21 protein-coding genes are annotated in these 22,448 nt (G+C 71.0%); 10 read left to right on the top strand and 11 right to left on the bottom strand.

What is annotated here, in order from left to right:
* The first annotated feature begins 38 nt into the window (after nt 1-38).
* The gene (locus HD593_RS50325) at nt 39-971 is read left to right on the top strand and encodes a cation diffusion facilitator family transporter (protein WP_185109972.1); all 933 of its coding nucleotides are present in this window, start codon (nt 39-41) and stop codon (nt 969-971) included.
* A 40-nt stretch (nt 972-1,011) separates the two neighbouring features.
* On the opposite strand, the gene HD593_RS50320 is transcribed toward HD593_RS50325, so the two are convergent.
* Nucleotides 1,012-1,356 carry a MerR family transcriptional regulator gene (locus tag HD593_RS50320; protein ID WP_185109971.1) on the bottom strand — a complete coding sequence of 115 codons (345 nt, stop codon included), beginning with the start codon at nt 1,354-1,356 and terminating at the stop codon, nt 1,012-1,014.
* A gap of 103 nt (nt 1,357-1,459) precedes the next feature.
* On the opposite strand from HD593_RS50320, the gene ahcY reads away from it, so the two are divergent.
* Both ahcY and HD593_RS50310 read left to right on the top strand, forming a co-directional pair.
* Nucleotides 1,460-2,887: an adenosylhomocysteinase gene (gene ahcY / locus HD593_RS50315; RefSeq protein WP_185109970.1), complete on the top strand. Its 1,428-nt coding sequence runs from the start codon at nt 1,460-1,462 to the stop codon at nt 2,885-2,887.
* 184 nt (nt 2,888-3,071) lie between these two features.
* Entirely contained in the window at nt 3,072-4,307 is a 1,236-nt protein-coding gene (locus HD593_RS50310; protein WP_185109969.1) for an adenosylhomocysteinase, read from the top strand.
* 3 nt (nt 4,308-4,310) lie between these two features.
* Here HD593_RS50310 and HD593_RS50305 read toward each other — a convergent pair whose 3' ends face one another.
* The 4 genes from HD593_RS50305 to HD593_RS62825 are packed head-to-tail and all read right to left on the bottom strand — an operon-like array spanning nt 4,311 to nt 6,420.
* Nucleotides 4,311-4,583: a helix-hairpin-helix domain-containing protein gene (locus tag HD593_RS50305; RefSeq protein ID WP_221525370.1), complete on the bottom strand. Its 273-nt coding sequence runs from the start codon at nt 4,581-4,583 to the stop codon at nt 4,311-4,313.
* Nucleotides 4,580-5,092, bottom strand: coding sequence for a BBE domain-containing protein (locus tag HD593_RS60770; RefSeq protein WP_221525369.1), 513 nt, complete (start codon nt 5,090-5,092; stop codon nt 4,580-4,582). Before HD593_RS60770 ends, HD593_RS50305 begins: the two co-directional genes overlap by 4 nt.
* Entirely contained in the window at nt 5,004-5,732 is a 729-nt protein-coding gene (locus tag HD593_RS60765; protein ID WP_221525368.1) for an FAD-binding oxidoreductase, read from the bottom strand. Before HD593_RS60765 ends, HD593_RS60770 begins: the two co-directional genes overlap by 89 nt.
* A 52-nt stretch (nt 5,733-5,784) precedes the next feature.
* On the bottom strand, nt 5,785-6,420 hold the full coding sequence (locus tag HD593_RS62825) for a DUF305 domain-containing protein (protein WP_185109968.1): 636 nt from the start codon (nt 6,418-6,420) through the stop codon (nt 5,785-5,787).
* 163 nt (nt 6,421-6,583) lie between these two features.
* Between HD593_RS62825 and HD593_RS50290 the strand changes: the two genes are divergently transcribed.
* Both HD593_RS50290 and HD593_RS50285 read left to right on the top strand, forming a co-directional pair.
* Complete coding sequence (locus HD593_RS50290; protein WP_185109967.1) at nt 6,584-7,981, top strand: LVIVD repeat-containing protein; 1,398 nt, start codon at nt 6,584-6,586, stop codon at nt 7,979-7,981.
* A gap of 109 nt (nt 7,982-8,090) precedes the next feature.
* Nucleotides 8,091-9,446 (top strand): LVIVD repeat-containing protein, encoded by a 1,356-nt coding sequence (locus tag HD593_RS50285; protein WP_185112622.1) that lies wholly within the window; start codon nt 8,091-8,093, stop codon nt 9,444-9,446.
* 30 nt (nt 9,447-9,476) lie between these two features.
* Here the strand turns inward: HD593_RS50285 and HD593_RS50280 are convergent, their stop codons facing one another.
* Nucleotides 9,477-10,421, bottom strand: coding sequence for an RDD family protein (locus HD593_RS50280; protein WP_185109966.1), 945 nt, complete (start codon nt 10,419-10,421; stop codon nt 9,477-9,479).
* 51 nt (nt 10,422-10,472) lie between these two features.
* Between HD593_RS50280 and HD593_RS50275 the strand changes: the two genes are divergently transcribed.
* Nucleotides 10,473-11,465, top strand: coding sequence for a stage II sporulation protein M (locus HD593_RS50275; RefSeq protein ID WP_185109965.1), 993 nt, complete (start codon nt 10,473-10,475; stop codon nt 11,463-11,465).
* Here HD593_RS50275 and HD593_RS50270 read toward each other — a convergent pair.
* The 5 genes from HD593_RS50270 to HD593_RS50250 are packed head-to-tail and all read right to left on the bottom strand — an operon-like array spanning nt 11,462 to nt 16,930.
* Nucleotides 11,462-12,835 carry a DUF58 domain-containing protein gene (locus tag HD593_RS50270; RefSeq protein ID WP_185109964.1) on the bottom strand — a complete coding sequence of 458 codons (1,374 nt, stop codon included), beginning with the start codon at nt 12,833-12,835 and terminating at the stop codon, nt 11,462-11,464. The two genes, HD593_RS50275 and HD593_RS50270, sit on opposite strands and share 4 nt — an antisense overlap.
* Nucleotides 12,836-12,863: 28 nt before the next feature.
* Nucleotides 12,864-13,859: an AAA family ATPase gene (locus HD593_RS50265; RefSeq protein ID WP_185109963.1), complete on the bottom strand. Its 996-nt coding sequence runs from the start codon at nt 13,857-13,859 to the stop codon at nt 12,864-12,866.
* Nucleotides 13,849-15,027, bottom strand: coding sequence for a DUF4350 domain-containing protein (locus HD593_RS50260; protein ID WP_185109962.1), 1,179 nt, complete (start codon nt 15,025-15,027; stop codon nt 13,849-13,851). Before HD593_RS50260 ends, HD593_RS50265 begins: the two co-directional genes overlap by 11 nt.
* Nucleotides 15,024-15,656, bottom strand: a complete 633-nt coding sequence (locus tag HD593_RS50255; protein WP_185109961.1) for a DUF4129 domain-containing protein — start codon at nt 15,654-15,656, stop codon at nt 15,024-15,026. The genes HD593_RS50260 and HD593_RS50255 overlap by 4 nt, the downstream gene beginning before the upstream one ends.
* Nucleotides 15,653-16,930 carry a DUF7847 domain-containing protein gene (locus HD593_RS50250; RefSeq protein WP_185109960.1) on the bottom strand — a complete coding sequence of 426 codons (1,278 nt, stop codon included), beginning with the start codon at nt 16,928-16,930 and terminating at the stop codon, nt 15,653-15,655. Before HD593_RS50250 ends, HD593_RS50255 begins: the two co-directional genes overlap by 4 nt.
* 269 nt (nt 16,931-17,199) lie before the next feature.
* Between HD593_RS50250 and mtrA the strand changes: the two genes are divergently transcribed.
* From mtrA to HD593_RS50230, 4 genes are all read left to right on the top strand, one after another.
* The gene (mtrA, locus tag HD593_RS50245) at nt 17,200-17,877 is read left to right on the top strand and encodes an MtrAB system response regulator MtrA (protein ID WP_043620615.1); all 678 of its coding nucleotides are present in this window, start codon (nt 17,200-17,202) and stop codon (nt 17,875-17,877) included.
* Nucleotides 17,878-17,895: 18 nt separating this feature from the next.
* Entirely contained in the window at nt 17,896-19,644 is a 1,749-nt protein-coding gene (gene mtrB, locus HD593_RS50240) for an MtrAB system histidine kinase MtrB (protein ID WP_185109959.1), read from the top strand.
* Nucleotides 19,631-21,361, top strand: a complete 1,731-nt coding sequence (locus HD593_RS50235) for an LpqB family beta-propeller domain-containing protein (RefSeq protein WP_185109958.1) — start codon at nt 19,631-19,633, stop codon at nt 21,359-21,361. Before mtrB ends, HD593_RS50235 begins: the two co-directional genes overlap by 14 nt.
* A 259-nt stretch (nt 21,362-21,620) precedes the next feature.
* Complete coding sequence (locus tag HD593_RS50230) at nt 21,621-22,301, top strand: ComF family protein (protein ID WP_185109957.1); 681 nt, start codon at nt 21,621-21,623, stop codon at nt 22,299-22,301.
* The last annotated feature ends 147 nt before the right edge of the window (nt 22,302-22,448 follow it).

Below are 22,448 nucleotides of genomic sequence, written 5' to 3'. Positions count from 1 at the left end.
GGGCCTTTGTAGGTGATCTTAATGACTGGAGCAGATCGGTGAGCGCGAGCGGCGGAACCAAAGCAATCGTTGCGGCCTTGGTCGCGAACCTGTCCATTGCCGTGGCCAAATTCGTGGCAGCGTTCTTCACCGGATCCTCCTCGATGCTGGCGGAGGGCATCCACTCCGTCGCCGACTCGGGCAACCAGGTGTTGCTGCTGGTCGGCGGCAAGCGGGCGGCCAGGGCCAGGACGAAGGAGCACCCGTTCGGGTACGGGCGCGAGCGTTACTTCTACGCCTTCGTGGTGGCCGTGGTGCTGTTCACGATCGGCGCGGCGTTCTCGCTTTACGAGGGCGTGCACAAGATCTCCGACCCGCACAAGGTGGAGGCGCCCATCTGGGCGTTCGCGGTGCTGATCTTCGCGATCATCGCCGAGGCGTTCTCGTTCCGTACGGCGATCATCGAATCGAACGCGGTCCGCGGCAAGCAGTCATGGGTGGCGTTCATCCGCCGCTCCAAGTCGCCGGAGCTGCCCGTCATCCTGCTGGAGGACCTGGGCGCGCTGCTCGGCCTGATCTTCGCGCTGTTCGGCGTGACGATGGCGGTCGTCACCGGCGACGGCGTCTGGGACGGCATCGGCACCCTGATGATCGGCGTGCTGCTGGCCGTGATCGCGGTCGTGCTGGCCATCGAGACCAAGTCGCTGCTCGTCGGCGAGGGCGCCTCGCCCGACGTGGAGGACCAGATCAGGACCGCGCTCGAAGGGGCGCCCGAGGTGTCGCGCGTCATCCACATGCGCACGCTGCACCTGGGTCCCGAGGAGCTGCTGGTGGCCGCGAAGATCGCCGTCGAGCACAACGACACGGCGGCCGAGGTGGCGCGCGGCATCGACGAGGCCGAGCAGCGGATTCGTGCGGTCGTGCCGATCGCACGGGTGATCTACCTGGAGCCGGACCTGGACCGGCTCAGGAGCACCTCCGCCTCCGGCTGAACCGGCCCGCGAGCTGGGCGGCGGGCGTGCCGCCGCCCGTTCAGCGGGTCCCGTTGGAGGGGCGCAGCAGGCGCAGGGCCTTCTCCTTCTCGAAGTCCAGGGCGCGGCGGGGTACCTGGATGCGGCCGATGCGGATCCCGAGGTCGCGTACGGCGGCCGCCACCGTCGGCTCGCTCAGCACCCGCAGCGCGAACGCCAGCTCCGCCGGCGACACGTCGAACCGTTTCTCCAGCTCCACCCCCTGAGCCACGGCGGCCAGCTCGTCAGGCCCGAAGCGCCGGTGTGCCCCCTGCTCGCGAACCGGTGGGAGCAGGCCGAGTGCCTCCCGGTATCGGAGCATTCGTGGGGACATGCCGAGCCGCTTGGCCGCTTCCGTGATGCGCATTCTTACATTCTTACGTCAGATTGGCCGTCCGCGAGATGCGCCCCCGTACGAGCGCCGCCTAGACTCGTCGGCGACAACCATCAGTGACGCGAGGGGAAACCCGATGGACTTCAAGGTCGCAGACCTTTCACTTGCCGACTTCGGCCGTAAGGAAATCCGGCTCGCCGAGCACGAGATGCCCGGCCTCATGGCGGTCCGCAAGGAGTACGCGGCCTCCCAGCCCCTTCGCGGCGCGAAGATCATGGGCTCCCTGCACATGACGATCCAGACGGCCGTCCTCATCGAGACGCTGGTCGCCCTCGGCGCCGAGGTGCGCTGGGTGAGCTGCAACATCTTCTCCACCCAGGACCACGCCGCCGCCGCGGTCGTCGTCGGCCCCAACGGCACGGTGGACGACCCGCAGGGCGTCCCGGTGTTCGCCTGGAAGGGCGAGACGCTGGAGGAGTACTGGTGGTGCACGGAGCAGGCGCTCACCTGGCCTGACGGCGACGCGCCCAACATGATCCTCGACGACGGCGGCGACGCGACCCTCCTCGTGCACAAGGGCGCCGAGTACGAGAAGGCCGGCGCCGTACCCCCGGCCACGGCCGAGGACCCGGAGGAGTGGCACGTCATCATCGACCTGCTCACCCGCACGGTCGGCGCCGACAAGAGGTGGACCCGGATCGCCGAGAGCATCAAGGGCGTCACCGAGGAGACCACGACCGGCGTGCACCGCCTCTACGAGATGCACAAGAACGGCCAGCTCCTCTTCCCGGCGATCAACGTCAACGACTCCGTCACCAAGTCGAAGTTCGACAACAAGTACGGCTGCCGCCACTCCGTCATCGACGGCCTCAACCGCGCCACCGACGTGCTGATCGGCGGCAAGGTGGCCGTGGTCGCCGGCTACGGCGACGTCGGCAAGGGCTGCGCCGACGCGCTGCGCGGCCAGGGCGCCCGCGTCATCGTCACCGAGATCGACCCGATCTGCGCGCTCCAGGCGGCCATGGACGGCTTCCAGGTCACCACGCTGGACGAGGTCGTCGGCATCGCCGACATCTTCGTCACCTGCACCGGCAACTTCAACATCATCACCGCCGCGCACATGGCGAAGATGAAGCACCAGGCGATCGTGTCCAACATCGGCCACTTCGACAACGAGATCGACATGGCCGGCCTGGGCCGCATCGAGGGCATCGTCAAGAACAACATCAAGCCCCAGGTCGACGAGTGGGTCTTCCCCGACGGGCACTCGATCATCGTCCTCGCCGAGGGCCGCCTGATGAACCTGGGCTGCGCGACCGGCCACCCCAGCTTCGTCATGTCCAACTCGTTCACCAACCAGGTGATCGCGCAGATCGAGCTGTTCACGAAGACCTCGGAGTACCCGATCGGGGTGTACACGCTGCCCAAGCACCTGGACGAGAAGGTCGCCCGCCTGCACCTCGACGCCCTGGGCGTGAAGCTCACCGAGCTGACGAAGGAGCAGGCCTCCTACATCGGCGTCCACGTCGAGGGCCCGTACAAGTCGGACCACTACCGGTACTAGAACGTCATCAACGGCTCCGAGGGGTGGTCGCTCGCCTCTCGGAGCCTTTCCATCTGTTACGGCGGGCCACGTCACCCGCACGCGCCGACGTCACCTCCGCCTGTCATGGCCGGTCGTGAAGGCTCACGGGCCGGGCGCCGTGACGAGCGTGACCCCGGCCGTCTTCTTCGGTTTAAGGTTGGCCATGGACCTCAGTGAAAGCGGTGAGCGGCAGATCTCCTGGGCCGCCCGCTCGATGCCGGTGCTCACGGCGATCGGTGAGCGGTTCGCGCTCGAACGGCCGCTCGACGGGCTGAGGATCGCGGCCTGCCTGCACGTCACCGCCGAGACCGCGGTGCTGCTGGGCGCCCTGAAGGCGGGCGGGGCCGAGATCGCGCTGGCCGCCTCCAACCCCCTGTCCACGCAGGACGACGTCGCCGAGGCGCTGAGAAGCTACGGGATCGCGGTGCACGCCCGGGCCGGGGTCGATCGGGCGACCTACTACCGGCACATCCACCAGGCGCTCGACCTGGGCCCCGAGCTCGTGCTCGACGACGGGTGCGATCTGGTGAACATCCTGCACACCGAGCGGACGGATCTGCTCGACGGGGTCACCGGCGGGTGCGAGGAGACCACGACCGGGATCATCCGGCTGCGGCAGATGGCGGCCGAGGAGGCGCTGCGCTTCCCCGTCGTGGCCGTGAACGACACCCGAACCAAGCGCATGTTCGACAACCGGTACGGGACCGGCCAGTCCACGCTGGACGGGATCATGCGGGCCACCAACACCATGCTCGCCGGGCGGACCGTGGTCGTGGCCGGGTTCGGGTTCTGCGGGCGCGGGGTGGCCGAGCGGGCCAAGGGGTTCGGGGCGCGGGTGATCGTGACCGAGATCGACGCCGTGAAGGCGCTGGACGCGACCCTGCAGGGCTACGAGGTGCGGCCGATGGCGCAGGCCGCGCTGCTCGGCGACCTGTTCGTCACCGTGACGGGCAACCGGGACGTGATCAGGGCCGAGCACCTGTCGGTGATGAGGGACGGGGCCATTCTCGCCAACGCGGGGCACTTCGACGTGGAGATCGACGTGCGGTCCCTGGACGAGATGGCCCACGAGGTGCACAGGGGCGTGCGGCCCAACACCGACGAGTACGTGATGCCCGACGGGCGGCGGCTGCTGCTGCTGGCCGAGGGGCGGCTGGTGAACCTCACCGCCGCCGAGGGGCATCCGGCGGCCGTCATGGACATGTCGTTCTCCGCGCAGGCGCTCGCGGTGGCGTGGCTGGTCGGGGAGCGCGAGAACCTCGCGCCCGGGGTCTACGACGTGCCGGAGGAGATCGACCACGAGGTGGCCAGGCTCAAGCTGGCCGCCACCGGCATCGGCATCGACCTGCTGACGGCCGAGCAGGAGGAGTACCTGCACTCCTGGCGGATGGGCTCCTAGGCGTCAGGACTCCCCGGTCCGCGCCAGCAGGCGCTTGCGTTCCGGGGTGTAGTGCCACCACGGGAGGGCGGGGCCGCCCTCCGCCTGGCGTACCGCGGACATGATGGTGTCGAGCAGGCACGGGTCCTCGCGCTCGCCGGCGGCGGCCGACATCCGCTCGTACAGGTCGAGCGGGTCCTGGCCGGCGAGCTGGTCGGCGCGGGTGATGCCGATGCGTTCGAAGCGGCGGGCCACGGCGCGGCCGACGTTGAGCAGGTCGGTGAGGTTCGAGGTCACGGGGTCCCTCCTCCGTCCGATGGCGGGATGTTGAAGTTGATCCGGAACAGGTTGCGCGGGTCGTGGCGGGCCTTGAGCGCGGTGAGGCGGGCGTGGTCGGCGGGGGTGTAGGCGGCCGCCACGTGGGCGGGGGCGGAGTCCTCGACGCCGGCGAAGTTGAGGTTCGTGCCGCCGGTGCTCCACGGGCGCAGGCGGGCCAGCAGCTCGTCGCGCCGGCGCAGCGCCCCGGCCTCCGGCACGACACCGGTGAACAGCGAGTACGCCGCGTCGCGGCCCCCGACGCAGTTGGGCACCCGCGGCGCCCGCGCGTAGGCGCCGCCGAACTGGCGCAGCTCGGTGACGAAGGGCGACCCCGGCCCGGCCAGCGCGGCGATGGTCTCGACGGCTTCCGGCGCCGGGTCGCGCAGCAGCACGTTCCGGTCATGGGCGACATAGGGCTCGCCTGCTGGATCGTGGTGGATCGAGCCGACCTGCGCGTACGGCAGCTTGCGTACCGTGTCCAGCAGCACGGGCCCCAGCTCGCGCAGCGGCCGGACGAGCAGCTCGCCCTCCGCCACGTCGCCGCTGTAGGCGATAGATCGGGAACAGGTCGATCTCCATGTCCACGACCAGGCCGAAGTTGTCCTTGGCGCCGCGTACCGCCCAGAACAGGTCGGGCTCCGACTCGGCCGTCACCTCGCGCAGCCGGCCGTCGGCGGTGACGAGCCGGAGGCGGCGTACGTGGTCGGCGGCGAAGCCGTAGCGGCGGCCCAGGAGGCCCGCGCCGCCGCCCGTCGTGTAGCCGACGGCGCCGACGTCCGGGCTCGATCCGTTCAGCGGGGCCAGCCCGTGCGGGGTCGTCCGCTCCAGCACCTGCTCCCAGCGGGCTCCCGCCTGCACCCACGCGGTCTCGGCCGCCGGATCCACGCTCACGCCGTCCATCCGGCGCGTGTTGACCAGCACGGCGCCGTCTGCGGGCACCGCGGGGCCGTGCCCGGTGGCCATGACGCCCACCGGCAGGCCCTGCTCGGCGCCCAGCCGTACCGCGGCGGCCACGTCGTGCTCACCGGTGGCGGCGACCACGCGGGCCGGGCGGGACTCGCCGGCCGCCCGGTTCAGCCCCAGCCGGTTCTCGTCGTAGCCGGGCTCTCCCCGACGGAAGATCGTCATGTACGTGACGGTACGCGGGGCGCGTTCGCCGTGGCTTGTAGGAATCGGACGCTCAGGGAGCGGTCTGCATCTCCTGCATGCGGCGGATCTCGGCCGCCTGCTCCACGCTGACGTCGGTGGCCAGCTCCTCGATCTTGATGTGCGACCCGCCCGTCAGCACCTGCTTCGACATCTCGATCGCGCCCAGATGGTGGTTGATCATGAGCTGCAGGAACAGCCGGTCGAACTCCTTGCCCTGGGCCGCCTTCAACGCCTCCAGCTGCTCGGGCGTCGCCATGCCCGGCATGCCCTCATGGCGGGCGTGGTGCTCGGGCACCCGCTGCTCCTGCTCCCGCAGCCAGGTGGACATGTACTGGATCTCGGGGCCCTGCACGTCCTGGATCCGGTCGGCCAGGCCCTTGAGCTTGGCGGATTCGGCGCGGTTCGGGGCGAGCAGCGCCATGTCCACGGCCTGCCGGTGGTGGACGATCATGTCCTGGACGTACTTCACGTCCGCGGCGTTGGCGGTGGCCGTGGGGACGGCGGTGGCGGCTTCCTCGGGGGAGAGGGTTCTGGCCTGCTCGCCGGGGCGTCCAGGGGCGATCACGGGCGCCGTGGAGTCGGCCCTGGGGGCCTTCGGGGTGGTGCCGGAGCTGCAACCGGGGAGGGCGACGGCAAGGGCCACGACGACGACGAGCGCAGCGCGCACTCAGCCTCCTGACTGAACGGGGTACAGCATGCGCACTCTAGGTGAAAACCGTACTAAATGAAAGAGGTCGAAACGCAACAAAATTTGACATGTTGGACGCTGGTCGGCGAGGCCGGAAGGGGTGAGGATTGCGTAGATTTATGCCCCCTTTATAGGAGGTTCAGTGTTAACCCCCCGCAGAGCCCTCATCCTGGCGGCGGCGTTCGTGGCGCTGGTGGGTGTCACGGCACCCGTCCAGGCAGCGGACATCCCGGCTCCTGGCGAGATCGTCATGAGTCCGAACATCAAGCACGTCACCAACGTGCCCAAGCCCCAGGCCCTGGCCAACATCAACACGGACATGGCCTTCCAGGGCGATTACGCCTACATAGGCAACTATGACGGCTTCTCCGTCTACGACATCAGGAACCCCAAGAAAGCCTCGCTGGTCAGCGCCGTCGTCTGCCCCGGTGGCCAGATGGACGTGTCCGTCTACGGCGACCTCCTGTTCGGCTCCGTCGACTACGCCCGTGACGGCGATGCCTGCAGCAGCGCCGAGCAGAGTGCCACGATCAAGGAGTCGTGGGAGGGCATCCGCATCTTCGACGTCTCCGACAAGGCCAACCCGCGCTACGTCAAGGCCATCGAGACCGCCTGCGGCTCGCACACGCACACGCTGGTGCCCGACCGCCGCAGGGAGAACGTCTACGTCTACGTCTCCTCCTACGGCCCGAGAGACACCTATCCGGACTGCCGGCCGCCGCACGACCTCATCTCCATCATCAAGGTGCCGCTGAGGAACCCGCAGGCCGCCACGGTCATCGCCACGCCCAACCTGTTCCCCGACGGCGGGTTCCCCGGCGTGCCGCTGCCCTATCCGGACGGCAAGTCGACCACGACGGGCTGCCACGACATCACGGCCTACCCCGAGAAGGGCATCGCCGCGGGCGCCTGCATCGGTGACGGTGTCCTGTTCGACATCCGGGACCCCGAGCGGCCCAGGGTCACCGCGACCGTGCGGGACGAGGTGAACTTCGCGTTCTGGCACTCGGCCACGTTCAACAACGACGGCACCAAGGTGATCTTCACCGACGAGCTCGGCGGCGGCACCAGGGCGACCTGCAACGAGGCCATCGGGCCGAACCGGGGCGCCAACGCCTACTACGACATCGTGCGCGGACGGCTCCAGTTCAGGAGCTACTTCAAGATCGCGCGGCACCAGGCGGACACGGAGAACTGCGTCGCGCACAACGGCTCGCTCATCCCGGTCAAGGGCCGCGACATCATGGTGCAGGCGTGGTACCAGGGCGGCGTCTCGGTCGTGGACTTCACCGACTCCGCGAACCCGAAGGAGATCGCCTACTTCGAGCGCGGCCCCGACAACACCGCCGGGCCGCTGTTCGCCGGCTTCTGGTCCGCCTACTACTACAACGGCTACATCTACGGCTCCGACTTCCATCAGGGCCTGGACGTGCTGAAGATCAACGACTGGCGGACGAACCAGGCCAACAGCGTCAAGATGCGCTCGCTGAACGCGCAGACGCAGGCGTCGTACCCCGAACGCGGGCACGGCCACTGGTAGATCGTGCGGCGGAGCTCCCGCTCCCGCCTCTTGTCCCGCGTACACGTTCACGCTCGCCGAACGTGATCAAGGAGGATCCCGAGTGACCCTGAAGCGCCGTTCCCTCGTCATGGTCGCGGCGGCCGCCGTCTTAGCCCTGACCGGCATGCCCGCCCAGGCCGCCGACATCCCGCCGCCCGACACCGTGGTCACCAGCCCCAACGTGACCCACGTGCTGAACGTCCCCAAGCCCGCCCCCATCGCCGGCACCATCAACACCGACCTCGCCTTCCAGGGCGACTACGCCTACGTGGGCAACTACGGCGGCTTCTCGATCTACGACATCAGCAACCCCAGGAACGTCAGGCCGGTCAGCTCCGTCGTCTGCCCCGGCTCCCAGATGGACGTCAGCGTCTACGGCGACCTGCTGTTCACCGCCGTGGACTCCTCCCGCAACAACGACTCCTGCAGCAGCACGGGGCAGAGCGCCTCGATCAAGGAGTCGTGGGAGGGCGTACGCATCTTCGACGTCTCCGACAAGGCCAACCCGCGCTACATCAAGTCGGTCGAGACCAACTGCGGCTCCCACACCCTGACCCTGGTGCCGGGCAAGGGCCGCGACCGGCACAGGAACGTCTACATCTACGTGTCGTCGTACCAGCCGGCCGACAACTTCCCCGACTGCGCGCCGCCGCACGACAAGATCTCGATCATCAAGGTGCCGCTGCGTGACCCGGCCGCCGCCGCGGTCGCCGCCACCCCGGTCGTCTTCCCCGACGGCGGCAACGAGACCCAGCCCGGCCTGCTCCTGCCCACCAGCGGCTGCCACGACATCACCGTCTACGCCGAGAAGGACATCGCCGCGGGCGCGTGCATGGGTGACGGCGTGCTGTTCGACATCTCCGACCGGCTGAACCCCAGGGTGACCGCCAGGACGACCGACCCGAACTTCGCGTTCTGGCACTCGGCCACCTTCAGCAACGACGCCAGGAAGGTCGTCTTCACCGACGAGCTCGGCGGCGGCAACGGCGCGACCTGCAACGAGGCCACCGGCCCGAACCGCGGGGCGGACGCCATCTACGAGATCGTCAGAGGGCAGCTCGTCTTCAAGAGCTACTTCAAGATCTCGCGCTACCAGGCCGACAGCGAGAACTGCGTCGCGCACAACGGCTCGCTGATCCCCGTCAAGGGCCGCGACATCATGGTGCAGGCCTGGTACATGGGCGGGGTGTCGATCTGGGACTTCACCGACGCCGCCAACCCGAAGGAGCTCGGCTACTTCGACCGCGGTCCCCGCGCGGCGGGCGGCGGCGGTGGCATCTGGTCCGCCTACTACTACAACGGTTACATCTACGGGGCCGACTTCCACGAGGGCCTCGACGTCATCAAGATCAACGACCCGCGTACCGACAGCGCCAGGTACGTGCGTACCGACCGGCTGAACACCCAGACGCAGGAGTCGTACCACGGCCGGAGGCACGGCTGAGGTGACGGCTCGCGCGCCCCGTGACCGCGCTCACTGAGGCGGCGCGAACCCGCCCGGAGTCGCCTTCGGCGGCTCCGGTGCGGGTGCGGGCGGAGCCGGCGGCATCTGCTGCTGCTGGTACGGGGCCGGACCGGCAGGCGCGTACGGTGCCGGTGGCGGTGGCCCGTACGGCCCCGCCTGGATAGGCCCGGGTTGCGGGTACGAGCCCTGCTGGGGCCGGCCGTTCCCCAGGCGCTGCGCGAACCGCGCCTGCTCGCGGCGCCGGCGCTCCGCCAGGACGGCGCTCAGGTACGCGTGCGGCGGCACCCCGCCAGGAGCCGACGGCGAGACGAAGGCCGCCACCTGGGTCGCGATCCGCACCCCCATCTCGTGCTGCACCTGCGGCGTGAGGTCGTGCCAGCGCGACAGGTACTGCCGCGCGGCCTGCGCCACCTCGTCGGGCAGCTGGGACAGCTCCAGCGTGGTCGCCCAGCTCGCGAGCTGCGGCGGCATGACGATGAGCTGCCCCGACTCGCGCGGCGCCCGCTCGGAGATCACGATGGTGCCCGCGAACACGTCGCCGAGCCGCTTGCCCCGCTGCGAGACCATCGACGCGATCAGCGCCGGCGCCCCCGAGAACATCCAGAACTCCAGGACCCCGGCCAGCCCGCGGAACAGCGCCTGCCTGAAGCGCACGGGGCTGCCGTCGTCGCCGACCACCCGGAGCCCGAGCGCCAGCTTGCCGAGGCTGCGGCCCCTGCTGAGCGTCTCGAAGATCACCGGGTAGCCGACCAGCACCAGCACGACCAGGACGATCATGACGGCCCCGAACATGGCGGAGTCCGTGATGGCCGCGAACGCCCCTAACAGCGCGTAGGCGGCGACCAGAACCGTGAACTGCACGGCCATGTCGATGACGATCGCCAGGGCCCGCGAGGGCATCTGGGCCACCCGCACTTCGACGACGACGGCGTCGCCGGTCACAACCTCCGACATATGTGGAGCCTAACGGCAATGTCCGGGTGATTGAGCGGCCAGAATGTTCGGGTGGACATCGATGCGTTCGTCACAGCACACCGCCCCGTGTGGGACCGGCTCGATCACCTGGTCAAGCACCGCTCCTCGCTGACCGGGGCAGAGGTGGACGAGCTGGTGGAGCTGTACCAGCGGGTGGCGACGCACCTGTCCATGGTCCGCTCGTCGTCCAAGGACCCGATGCTGGTCGGACGGCTGTCCGCGCTGGTGGCCAGGGCCAGGTCCGCCGTCACCGGCGCGCACACCCCCGCCTGGCGCGAGGTGACGCGGTTCTTCACGGTGTCGTTCCCCGTGGTGGCCTACCGGGCGCGGTGGTGGTGGCTGGCGGTCACGGTGGCGTTCCTGGTGGTGGGGTGGGTGATGGGCGCGTGGGTGGCGGCCAACCCCGACGTGCAGGCGTCGATCGCCAGCCCCGACGAGATCACGCAGCTCGTCGAGGAGGACTTCGCCGACTACTACTCCGAGCATCCGGCCGCCTCGTTCGCCAGCCGCGTGTGGACCAACAACGCGTGGGTGGCGGCACAGATGATCATGTACGCGGCGGTGCTGGGCCTGCCGATCCCGTACGCGCTCTACGCCAACGCCGAGAACGTGGCCGTCTCCGGCGGCCTGATGGCCTCCAGGGACAAGCTGGACATCTTCTTCGGCCTGATCCTGCCGCACGGCCTGCTGGAGCTGACCGCCATCTTCCTGGCGGCGGCCGTGGGCCTGCGCCTGGGCTGGACGGTCGTCGACCCGGGGCCGCGCAGGCGGATCGAGGCGCTGGCCGAGCAGGGCCGCGCGGTGATGAGCGTGGCCATGGGGCTGGTCGTGGTGCTGTTCGTGTCGGGGCTGATCGAGGCGTTCGTGACCCCGTCGGGGCTGCCCACGTGGGCGCGGGTCGGCATCGGGGTGCTCGCCGAGGCGGTCTTCCTCGCGTACGTGATCATCTTCGGCCGCAGGGCGCTGCGCGAGAACGAGACCGGCGACATCGAACGGGCCCCCGACGTCGCCCCGACCGCCTAGAGCCGGCCCGCGGCCTTCAACGCCAGGTACGCGTCGGCGAGCGCGGGCGCGATGTCCTCCGGGGGCGCGTCCACGACCTCGACCCCGTGCCGCCGCAGCCTGGCCGTGATGCGCCTGCGGCCGAGCTGGGCCTGCTCGGCCGCCGCCGCGTCGTACACCTCCTCGACCGACCCGCGGCGGCCCGCCATGGCCGCGACGGACGGGTCGGACACCCCAGCCACCAGCACCAGGTGGCGCGAGGAGAGCTTCGGCAGGACCGGCATCAGGCCCTCGTCCATGGCCGCCGCGTTCAGGTCGGTGAGCAGCACCACCAGGCAGCGCCGCTTGGCCCGCGACAGGATGGCGGCCACCATGGCCTGCGAGTCGGCCTCGACCAGCTCCGCCTCGATCGGCGCCATCACGTTGACCAGCGACGACAGCAGCTCGGTACGCGACGCCCCGCTCACCCAGGCGCGTACGGCCCGGTCGTGGGCCAGGAAGTCCACCTGGTCGCCGGCCCTGGCGGCCAGCGCGGCCAGCAGCAGGGCGGCGTCCATCGACCAGTCCAGGCGCGGCCAGCCGGGCGCGGGCCGGGGGTCGGGCCGCAGGAACAGCCCGGCGCCGCTCGCGTCGGCCCCCGCCAGGTAGATCGGCGCGGCGCCGACCCGCCCGGCCGAGGTGCGGCCGGTGTCGAGCACGATTAGCACGCGGCGGTCGCGCTCGGGCCGCCAGGTGCGTACGACGACGTCGTGCCGGCGCGCGGTGGCCCGCCAGTCGATCGAGCGCACGTCGTCGCCCACCACGTACTCGCGCAGCGAGTCGAACTCGGTGCCCTGCCCGCGCACCAGCGCCGGGTGCTGGCCGTCGAGCTCGCGCAGCCGGGCCAGCCGGGAGGGCAGGTGCTTGCGCGACAGGAACGGCGGCAGCACCCGCACCGTCCACGGCGCCTGGTGGTTGCCCTGGCGGGCGGCCAGGCCCAGCGGGCCGAGCGAGCGCACGGTGATCGCCACGGACGACCGGTCGCCGCGCCTGGTCGGGCTGAGCGAGACGACCAGCTTGCGGCGCTCCCCGGCGGGCACGTCCAGCGCGGCCACCCGCGGGTACACCCCCGCGGAGGGCGGCCAGGCGTCCCTGAGCAGGCCGCGTACGCGCCTGCCGCCCGGGTTCTCGACCACCAGCTCCACCGTGGCCTGCTGGCCGAGCCGGACCAGCGTGTCGCCGGACCGGTGGAAGCGCAGCGGCCGCACGGCACCCGCGAACGTCAGGTCCACGACGATCCCCGCGGCCAGCAGCAGGCAGACCCCGGCCAGCGCGGGCCCGGGCTGCGGCGCGAACAGCACCACCACGATCCCGATCGCCGCGACCAGCCCGGCACGTCCCGTCAGAGCCATTCGAGCACCACGCTTCCCGTCGCGGCCGTCAACGCGGGACCGGGACCGAGGCGAGGATGCCGTCGAGCAGGCCGTCGGCGGTCGCCCCCTCCAGCTCGGCCTCCGGCCGGAGCTGCACGCGGTGCCGCAGCGCGGGCCTGGCCAGCGCCTTGACATCGTCGGGAGTGACGTACGGCCGCCCGGACAGCCACGCCCACGCCCGGGCGGCGGCCAGCAGCGCCGTGGCGCCGCGCGGGGAGACGCCGAGCTGCAGCGACGGCGAGTTCCTGGTGGCGCGGGCCACGTCCACGATGTAGCCGAGCACCTCGGGCGCCACGTGCACCTTCGCGGCCGCCTCCCGGCCCGCGGCCAGGTCCTCGGCCGAGGCGACGGCCTTGATGTCGGACAGGTCGCGCGGGTCGAAGCCGCGGGCGTGCCGGTCGAGCACCGAGATCTCCTGCTCGCGCGGCGGCAGCGGCACGGTCAGCTTGAGCAGGAACCGGTCGAGCTGGGCCTCGGGGAGCTGGTAGGTGCCCTCGTACTCGACGGGGTTCTGCGTCGCGCACACCACGAACGGGTCGGGCAGCTCGCGGGCCGAGCCCTCCACGCTGACCTGCCGCTCCTCCATCGCCTCCAGCAGCGCCGCCTGCGTCTTCGGCGGCGTGCGGTTGATCTCGTCGGCGAGCAGCAGGTTCGTGAACACGGGCCCCTCGCGGAACTCGAACTCCGCGGTCTTCGTGTCGAAGATCAACGACCCGGTCACGTCGCCGGGCATCAGGTCGGGCGTGAACTGCACCCGCTTGAAGTCCAGCGACAGCGCCGAGGCCAGCGTGCGCACCATCAGCGTCTTGGCCACGCCGGGCACGCCTTCGAGCAGCACGTGCCCCCTGCACAGCAACGCGATGACCAGCCCCGTCACGACCGCGTCCTGCCCGACCACGGCCTTGGCCACCTCGGCGCGCAGCGCGCCGAGCGCCTCCCTGGCGGAGTCGCCGTTGGCGGCCGGCCCGCCGGTCGGCACGCGGTATGTCTCGTCAGAGTTCACTGATCAGCCTCTCCATGAAGTCCAGATATCCGGCCAGCCCGACGAGCCCCGCGTCGTCCACCGGTGGCGGGCCGTAGAGCGCGGCGCCGACCTGCTGCGCGTCCTGCCCCGTGCGGGCGGCGATCGCCGAGACGATCTCGTGCCTGCCCGCGCCGGACGCCAGCCCCAGCCTGGGAGTGAGCCGGTCGATCGTGCCCGCGCGCAGCGCGTCGGCCGCGCGTTCCCTGGCGCGCCTGGCCCGGTAGAGCCGGCCGCGCCCCTCGACGGTCTCGGACGCCCTGACGATGACCGGCAGCTTCTCCGCCACCACGGGCCCCAGCCGCCGGCCGCGCCAGAACGCGGCCACGCCCACCGCGATGATCGACATGTAGACGGCCCAGCGGATGCTGGCCGGCATCAGGTCGTACATCGACTGGCCGCGCTCGCCGGGCAGGTCGAGCGCGGGCGGCGTCTCGGGTGGCACCAGCCAGGTGACGGGCCTGCCGGTGCCGATGAGGTTGAGCGCCAGGGCCGCGTTGCCGTCCTCGGCCAGGCGCTGGTTGGTCATGAAGCCGCCGTCGCCGACGACCGTGATGACGCCGCTCGCGTACGGGAAGCTGACCAGGGTGTGCCCGTCGTCCGCGGGGTAGCAGGCGGTGGCGCCCGACGGGCCGCGCAGCGCCACGCCGCCCAGGTAGGCGCTGCCCGCGGCGGTGGCGGCGGGCAGGCCGCACTCGGGCTCGCGGGAGCGGGGCCTGACCCCGGCCGCCTCCAGCCGCACGCCGGGGGCCAGGGCGGGCAGGCCGAAGACGTTGCCGACGACCAGGCGGTCGCCGGGGATCCTGGCCAGCTCGAACTCGTCGACGTACATGGTGTCGGTGATCAGCAGCAGCCGGTTGCCCGTGGCGGCCTTGGCGGCGGCGGCCTCGACGGAGTCGACCCGGTCGACGGTCACGCCCCGGTCGCGCAGCAGCTCGGCCAGCGCCTTGGAACCGGACAGCGAGGTGTCGTCGGGGTCGAGGTAGCGCGCGGGGGCCCGCTCGGGGCCGAGCAGCACGCCCAGGACGGCGATGAGCACGACGAGGGCGCCCAGGAGCCCGATCATCCGGCCGGCCCGCCAGGTGGAGCGGGCGGTGGGGGAGGTCGGGTAGGACTGCCCCGGAGGGGCCTGGGGGGTGGCGACGCTCATGCCCCGCCCTCACCGGCCGAGGCCGCGAGCGGCACCGGGCGCGCCTGCCGCAGGCGCTCGTCGAGGCCGGTCATCGTCTCGTACGCCTCCCGTGTCCCCATCACCCCGCCGTACGTCACGTCGTCGAACGAGCGGGCGGCCGCCGCGAGTTCCTGCGCGAACGCGGGCAGCGACACCGCCGCCTCGGCGGCCAGCTCGTCGGCCGTCCGGCCCGGCATGCCGTCGACCAGCGCGCGTTCCTCCAGGTCGCGGGCGATGGCCCGGAGCCGCTCCTGGATGGCCTGCGTCCAGCGGCCCTCCTGGGCCAGGCGCTCGGCGGCCTGACGGTGCTCGGCCGCGGTCAGCGCCCGCGCGCCGAACAGCGCGCCAGGCGCGAGCGCGTTCTTGCGGGCGGTCTTGCGAAGCCGCCACGCGATCAGCGCGACCAGCCCGAGGAGGATCAGCGTGATCAGCACGGCGGCGATGATCCCGCCGGTCGCGCCGCCGCCGGTGGCCGCGTCGAGGAGGTCGCCGAGGAACTGCGTGACGTACCGGTAGATCCGGTCGAACAGCGCTTCCTTCTCGTACTCCGGCTTGAGGAGCTCCTCGGCGGCCCTGCGCGCGGCCTCCTCCCGGTCGATCGGGCTCACGACCTGATGGAGTTGGACGGGTGCCACAGCTCGTCGGCCGAGGCGTGCACCCAGCCCTGGCGCTGCTGCTCGATGGCCGCCGTCTGCAGCACGAGGTCGAACGCCTCGCTGCGCATGCGCCGGTCGGCGTACAGCAGGCCGGAGACGCCGGCCTCGAACGGGTAGGTGAGCATCGCGCCGAGCGTGCCGCCGACCGCGATGAGCACGGCCGAGATGACGGTGTTGGTCACCGAGCTGGTGCCGAGCATCCCGAGCATCGTGCCTAGCAGCGTGAACGGGAACGTCAGCAGGCTCGCGACGAGCCCGACCAGCAGGGACGTGAGCAGCAGGATGCCGAACACCCGCCAGAAGTCGCCGGTCACCAGGTGCCACGAGCGGCGCATCGCGTCGACGGGCCCCCGGCCCTCCAGCACCACGGCCGGCGAGGCGAACGCGAAGCGGGTCCTGAAGAACAGGTAGTAGGCGACGTAGACGACGAGGAACAGCACCGTCAGCCCGACGATCCAGCCGATGGCGCCGGTGCCGGAGGCGTTCATCACGATCGCCACCAGGAGCAGCACGAAGACGATCATCGGCACGATCATGATCGCGGCCATCATGCCCACCACGCCGAACAGCGCGGGGATCCGGCCCTTGACGAGCTGCCAGGCCTCGCCCGCGCTGATGTTGCCGCCGAAGACGGCCCGGCCCAGGATGCGGGTCAGCACGCCGGTCAGCAGCGTGACGACGACGAACGAGATCGCGGACGAGACGAGCGTGCCCGCGTACTGGCCGGCGATGCCGGAGATGCTGTTGAGCTGGCTCTCGGCGGCGGCGATGCCCTCGGGGTCGTCGAACGAGGGCATGGCGTCGAGCAGGAACGCCTGGCCGACGGCCAGGGGCACGGAGGCGAGCAGGGCGGCCACGGCCGACAGGCCGAGCACGGCCTTCGGGTTCGACCGGATCAGCTTGATCGTGCCGTCGAGGATGTCGCCCAGGGCCAGCGGGCGCAGCGGGATGATGCCCGGGCGGAGCGCCGGCGGCGGCATGTAGCCGTATCCGGGCTGCTGTTGCGGGTGGGGCGGATATGGTGTCTGGGGCGCTTGCCCGTAAGGCGCCTGTTGCGGCGGCTGCGGGGGTTGCTGCGCGGGCGGCCCGTACGCCTGCCCGGTGGGGACCGGTTGCTGCGCGCCGGGGGCGGTCCACGGGGAGGCCGGCGGGGCGCTGTAGGGCGGGGGCTGTTCGGCCGACCAGCCTGATGGCGTCTCGGGCGTGGGACCGTGACCGTCTGACATATCCCAATCCTGGCACGCTGTGCGGGGCATTGGTGTCACGGAGAGGATTCGCCGCCTCATCTTGCCCGCATTCACGGAGGAATCGGGGCAAGGTTCGCGTCCGGGGATGGCCGAAAGTTGCTCTGTTACCGCAGACTGAGATAGCGGTCGCGGGGGCGGACCTAAAATTCGCCTTTTGTAGGGCTCAGGTCACACTCATGGGTCAACCAAGGGTAACCTTCAGCGATCGTGCGGGTATGTCCCACAATGCGTAGAACGAATGAGGGGCCATGAAAGGTCGCGTGCTGGTCGTCGACGACGACGCCGCTCTCGCCGAGATGCTGGGGATCGTGCTGCGAGGGGAAGGCTTCGAGCCGTCCTTTGTCTCCGATGGCGACAAGGCCCTCGACGCGTTCCGGGATACACGCCCGGACCTGGTGCTGCTCGACCTGATGCTGCCGGGGGCCGACGGCATCGACGTCGCGCGCAGGATCAGGGCGGAGTCGGGGGTTCCGATCGTCATGCTCACCGCCAAGAGCGACACGATCGACGTCGTGCTCGGGCTGGAGTCGGGCGCCGACGACTACATCGTCAAGCCGTTCAAGCCGAAGGAGCTGGTGGCCAGGGTGCGGGCGCGGCTGCGCCGTACCGACGAGCCCACCCCCGAGATCCTCCAGATCGGCGACATCACCATCGACGTGGCCGGTCACTCGGTCAAGCGCGGCGAGGAGACGATCAACCTCACGCCGCTGGAGTTCGACCTGCTCGTGGCGCTGGCCCGCAAGCCGCGCCAGGTGTTCACCCGCGAGGTCCTGCTGGAGCAGGTGTGGGGCTACCGGCACGCGGCCGACACGCGGCTGGTCAACGTGCACGTGCAGCGGCTCAGGGCCAAGATCGAGAAGGACCCCGAGCACCCCGAGATCGTCGTGACCGTCCGCGGCGTGGGCTACAAAGCCGGTCCCGCCTAACCCTCGCCCCGCCCCGCCGTGCCCCCGACGAAGAAGAAGAGATCCCGCAGACGGACGTTCCGCCAGATTCTCGGCGGCGTCCGCCGGCGGGTTCGTCGTGCGGCCGGCAGGACGCGCAGCATTTGGCGGCGCTCGCTCCAGCTGCAGGTGGTCACCAGCACGCTGGTGATCTCGGTGATCGTGGTGGTGGTGCTGGGCACATTCCTGTTCCAGCAGATCAACAGGTCGGTCGTGGAGAGCAGCCAGCGCTCCGCCACGAGCGACGCCTTCGCCGACCGGCTGCAGATCGCCGACGCGCTGACTCCCGAGACCGACGACCCCACCAAGCCGGTCAGCGACGCCGAGCAGGGCGCGGGCAACCTGCTCGACGACGTCATGAACACCGTCACAGGCTCGGGCGAGAACGGCTCCGAGAAGCGCTACGAGGTGCTGGTGCTCAACCTGAGCACCCCCGGACAGTCGCGGGCGTCCGGAAGCGTCGTGCCCGCGGACGTGCCGCTCAAGCTCAGGCTCGCCCTGCAGCGCAACGTCCGCGCGTACAAGTGGGAGGAAGCGACCGGGTCCATCCAGACCATCAGGTTCCGCGGTGAGAGCCAGCCCAGGCTGACGTTCGTGGTCGGCGGCATCGTGCACCTGACCACCAACGGGCGCACCTACGAGGTCTACCACTTCTTCCCGTTCGACGAGGAAGAGGAGCTGCTGTCCAACGTCCGGCTGGCCATCGTCGTGGTGGGGCTCGGGCTCGTGCTGCTGCTGGCCGCCATCGCCTACCTCGTCGCCCGCCAGGTCGTGACCCCCGTACGCCTGGCGCGCCAGGCCGCCGAGCGTTTGGCCTCCGGCAGGCTGGACGAGCGGCTCAAGGTACGCGGCGAGGACGACCTGGCCCGCCTGGCGAACTCGTTCAACGAGATGGCCGCCAACCTGGCGCTCAAGATCCACCAGCTGGAGGAGCTCTCCCAGGTGCAGCGGCAGTTCGTCTCGGACGTCTCCCACGAGCTGCGCACCCCGCTGACGACCGTCCGCATGGCCGCCGACCTGCTGTACGACGCCCGCGAGGACTTCGAGCCGATGGCCGCCCGCTCGGCCGAGCTCATGCAGGCCCAGCTCGAACGGTTCGAGTCGATGCTGGCCGACCTGCTGGAGATCAGCCGCTACGACGCCGGCGCCGCCACGCTCGACCTGGAGCCCGTGGACATCCGCGACGTGGTGCTGCGCGCGATCGGCGACTCCGAGGCGCTGGCCGAGCGGCACGGCACCCGCTTCGAGCTCAGGCTGCCCAACGAGCCCTGCGTGGCCGAGATCGACAACCGGCGCGTCGAGCGGATCCTGCGCAACCTGCTGTTCAACGCCATCGAGCACGGCGAGGGCAGGGACATCGTCGTCACCGTGGGCGCCGACCGCGACGCCGTGGCCGTCGCCGTACGCGACCACGGGATCGGGCTCAAGCCCGGCGAGGACACCATGGTCTTCGACCGCTTCTGGCGGGCCGACCCGTCGCGGGCCAGGACCATCGGCGGCACCGGGCTCGGCCTGGCCATCTCCCGCGAGGACGCCGGCCTGCACGGCGGCTGGCTGCAGGCGTGGGGGCAGCCCGGCGAGGGCTCCCAGTTCAGGCTCACGCTGCCGAGGAACGCGGGCGTGGACCTGAAGGGCTCGCCGCTGTCGCTGGTGCCGCCCGAGATCGAGATGCGCCGCACCTGGCGGACGGCGATGACGCCCGTGCTGCTGCCCGCTTCCGGGGACGGGGCCGAGCATGACGAGGATTAGCCGGCTCTGCACGGCGCTCGGCATCGCGGCCGCGGTGGTGCTGGGCGGCTCCGGGTGCACCGTGATCGCGCCGAACGGCCCGTACACCGTCAACAACGACGAAGGGGCGGGCGACCCGCTCAGCAAGCCGTTCCAGCGCATGATCGCCATCCCGCCGCAGCCCGGCTGGGGTGCCGAGGACACGATCAGGGGCCTGCAGGCCGCCATGGCCGCCTACGCCGACGACCCGTCGATCCTGGCCGGCTACCTGACGCCCGAGGCGCGCGCCAAGTGGACGGCGGCCGGGCCCGTGACGGTGATCCAGGACCAGTACGAGGTCTCGGTGCCGCCGCCCAGGGAGTCCGAGACGTCCAGCAAGGTGACCCTCAAGGGGCACTACCTGGCCCTCATCAACGAGGACGACTCGTACAAGCCGACGGGCGGGCCGTGGGAGCGGCCCTTCGAGCTGGTCAAGCTGCCGGAGGGCTACCGCGTCAGCGCGCTGCCCCCCGGGCTGCTGCTCACCGAGTCCGACGTGGCGCGCGCGTACCGGCCGACGAACCTCTACTACGTCAACCGCAGCACCCAGGACCGGCTGGTCGTCGACCGGGTACGCCTGCGGCTCGACACGAAGGAGACGTTCGCGCAGACCGTGCTCGAACGGCTGCTCGAACCGCCGACCGAGGCCCTGCGCGGCGCGGTCACCACCAGCTTCCCGCCCGGCATCAAGATCGAGTCGATCAGGTCCGGCGAGGACCGCGTGATCATCAACCTCTCCGGGGAGCTCGACACGCTCGACCTGAGCGCCGAGGAGACCCTCCGGGGCCAGATCAGGAACAGCCTCAACAAGAACGAGATCGCCAAGGGCCGCATCATCGAGATCATGGTGGACGGCGAGTCGTACACCGTCGACCGGCCCGACACCGTCGACCAGTGGCTGGACGACGACGTCCGCGACAGCGCGTACTACGTCGACAAGGGCGCCGTCCACTACCTGACCAAGGACGGCGGTGGCGGCGCCGTGGCGGGCGCGGCCGGCGAGGAGCACGAGGGGTTCGGCCACTTCGCCGTCTCCGCCGGCCCCAACCCCCTCATCGCCGCCAAGACCTCGACCGGCATCTCGGTCGCCGGGCTGGCGCCCGAGGGGGCCTGGCAGGAGGTCGTCCAGGGAGCGGACCTGACGCCGCCCACCTGGAACCGGGACGGGACGCTGTGGACCTACGACGGCAAGAACGGGGTCCTGCTGAAGTACGACCCCGCCAGGGGGCAGGCGGAGCCGGTCGAGGTGCCGGCCGAGCTGGACGAGCTGGACGTCAACCGGTTCAGGATCGCCAGGGACGGGGTGCGGGTCGCGGTGACCACCGGGGAGAACACCGTTCAGATCGGCGCGCTGACCGGCGAGGGGGCGGGGACGAAGCTGGGCAACCTCCAGCTGCTGACCACGACCGAGACCGGGAACGAGATCAAGGACATCGCCTGGCGGGATGACGAGCACCTGCTCGTGCTGGCGCAGGGGACGGCCGGGCAGACGCTCAACGAGATCAACGTGGGGGACGGGGAGACCACGGGGGTGCCGTTGAAGGATCGGCTGGAGTCGGTGGCGGCGTTCCAGGACCAGGTGCTGGCGGATGTCGCGACGAAGGGCGGGACCAAGCTGATCGTGCTCAGCCCGGACCAGCAGACCTGGACCACCAAGATCGAGAAGAAGGGCGGCGCTCCCCTGCTGCCCCTGGGCTGACACCCGCGCCCGTGCCGTTCCCTGGCAGATGCCCACGCCCCCGTTGTTCGCCGGGCAGGTGCCGGCGGCGCGCTCGGTGTCGGCGGCGCGCACGGTACTCGCGGCGCACGGTATCTGCGGCGCGCACGGCGTCCGTGGGGCGAGCCGGCGGTGGCGTTCCGTTGGGCCGGCCGGGGTGATCCGGCCGTGCCGGGTTGCTGTCCTGGGTGCGCCGCGTCAGCGGGCCGGAACTGTCGGTGGCGACCGGCATGCTGGGTCCGTGCTGAACGCCCTGCTGGACCTGGTCCTTCCCCCTGCCTGCGCGGGCTGCGGCGCCAAGGGGGCGTCGTGCTGCCCGCGATGCTTCCAGGCGCTGACCGCCGAGCCCGCCAGGCGCAGCCCCGTGCCGCGGCCGGACGACCTGCCGGACTGCTGGTCGGCGGCGCCGTACGAGGGGGCGGTGCGCAGGATGATCGTGGCGTACAAGGAGCGGGGTGCCGTGGCGCTGGCCGGGGTGCTGGCCGAGGCGGTGACGCGTACGGTGCTGGTCGCCATGGGGCAGGCGGGGGAGTGGGCGGGCGGGCGGTTCGCCGTCGTGCCGGTGCCGAGCGCGCGCAGGAGCGTGCGGGGCCGTGGCCACGATCCGGTGGGGAGGCTGGCGGTGCTGGTCGCCGCCAGGTTGCGGGCGCTCGGGCTGGGGGCCGAGGTGTGGCCGGGGCTGGGGCAGGCCGGGCGGGTGGCCGACCAGGCGGGCCTGAGTCGCGCTCAGAGAGCCGCCAACCTCGCAGGGTCACTTCGGGTCCTGCCCGCCGCGAACGGGCCTCCAGCGTCCCGTGCGCTGCTCCTGGACGACATCGTGACGACCGGCGCGACCCTCGCCGAGGCCGCCCGGGCGCTGCACGCTGCGGAGATGGTCGTGCCGCTGGCCGTCACCGCGGGCGCGACACGCCGAAGATCTTGAAAATCGTCATGGTCACGTTCGGTAAAGAAAGATCCAAATCGGTTTCCTAGCCTGGAGGTCACATGTCACTTCCCCTAGACGGGGAATCGGGCTGTTCAGTGGACGGGAGTCCCGTGCGCATAAGGGTTGCCGATCGGTTAAATGGGG

The organism is Nonomuraea rubra (genome assembly GCF_014207985.1).
In the GTDB taxonomy this organism is placed as follows: domain Bacteria; phylum Actinomycetota; class Actinomycetes; order Streptosporangiales; family Streptosporangiaceae; genus Nonomuraea; species Nonomuraea rubra.
This window is presented reverse-complemented; position numbering and strand designations above follow the sequence as displayed.

Coding starts and splice junctions, on each gene's coding strand:
- mtrA (WP_043620615.1), top strand. CDS start 17,200: ATGAAAGGTCGCGTGCTGGTCGTCGACGACGACGCCGCTCTCGCCGAG.
- HD593_RS60765 (WP_221525368.1), bottom strand. CDS start 5,732: ATGACGATCTTCCGTCGGGGAGAGCCCGGCTACGACGAGAACCGGCTG.
- HD593_RS50235 (WP_185109958.1), top strand. CDS start 19,631: ATGACGAGGATTAGCCGGCTCTGCACGGCGCTCGGCATCGCGGCCGCG.
- HD593_RS50270 (WP_185109964.1), bottom strand. CDS start 12,835: ATGGCTCTGACGGGACGTGCCGGGCTGGTCGCGGCGATCGGGATCGTG.
- HD593_RS50260 (WP_185109962.1), bottom strand. CDS start 15,027: ATGAGCGTCGCCACCCCCCAGGCCCCTCCGGGGCAGTCCTACCCGACC.
- HD593_RS50280 (WP_185109966.1), bottom strand. CDS start 10,421: ATGTCGGAGGTTGTGACCGGCGACGCCGTCGTCGTCGAAGTGCGGGTG.
- HD593_RS50250 (WP_185109960.1), bottom strand. CDS start 16,930: ATGTCAGACGGTCACGGTCCCACGCCCGAGACGCCATCAGGCTGGTCG.
- ahcY (WP_185109970.1), top strand. CDS start 1,460: ATGGACTTCAAGGTCGCAGACCTTTCACTTGCCGACTTCGGCCGTAAG.
- HD593_RS50285 (WP_185112622.1), top strand. CDS start 8,091: ATGGTCGCGGCGGCCGCCGTCTTAGCCCTGACCGGCATGCCCGCCCAG.
- HD593_RS50310 (WP_185109969.1), top strand. CDS start 3,072: ATGGACCTCAGTGAAAGCGGTGAGCGGCAGATCTCCTGGGCCGCCCGC.
- HD593_RS50320 (WP_185109971.1), bottom strand. CDS start 1,356: ATGCGCATCACGGAAGCGGCCAAGCGGCTCGGCATGTCCCCACGAATG.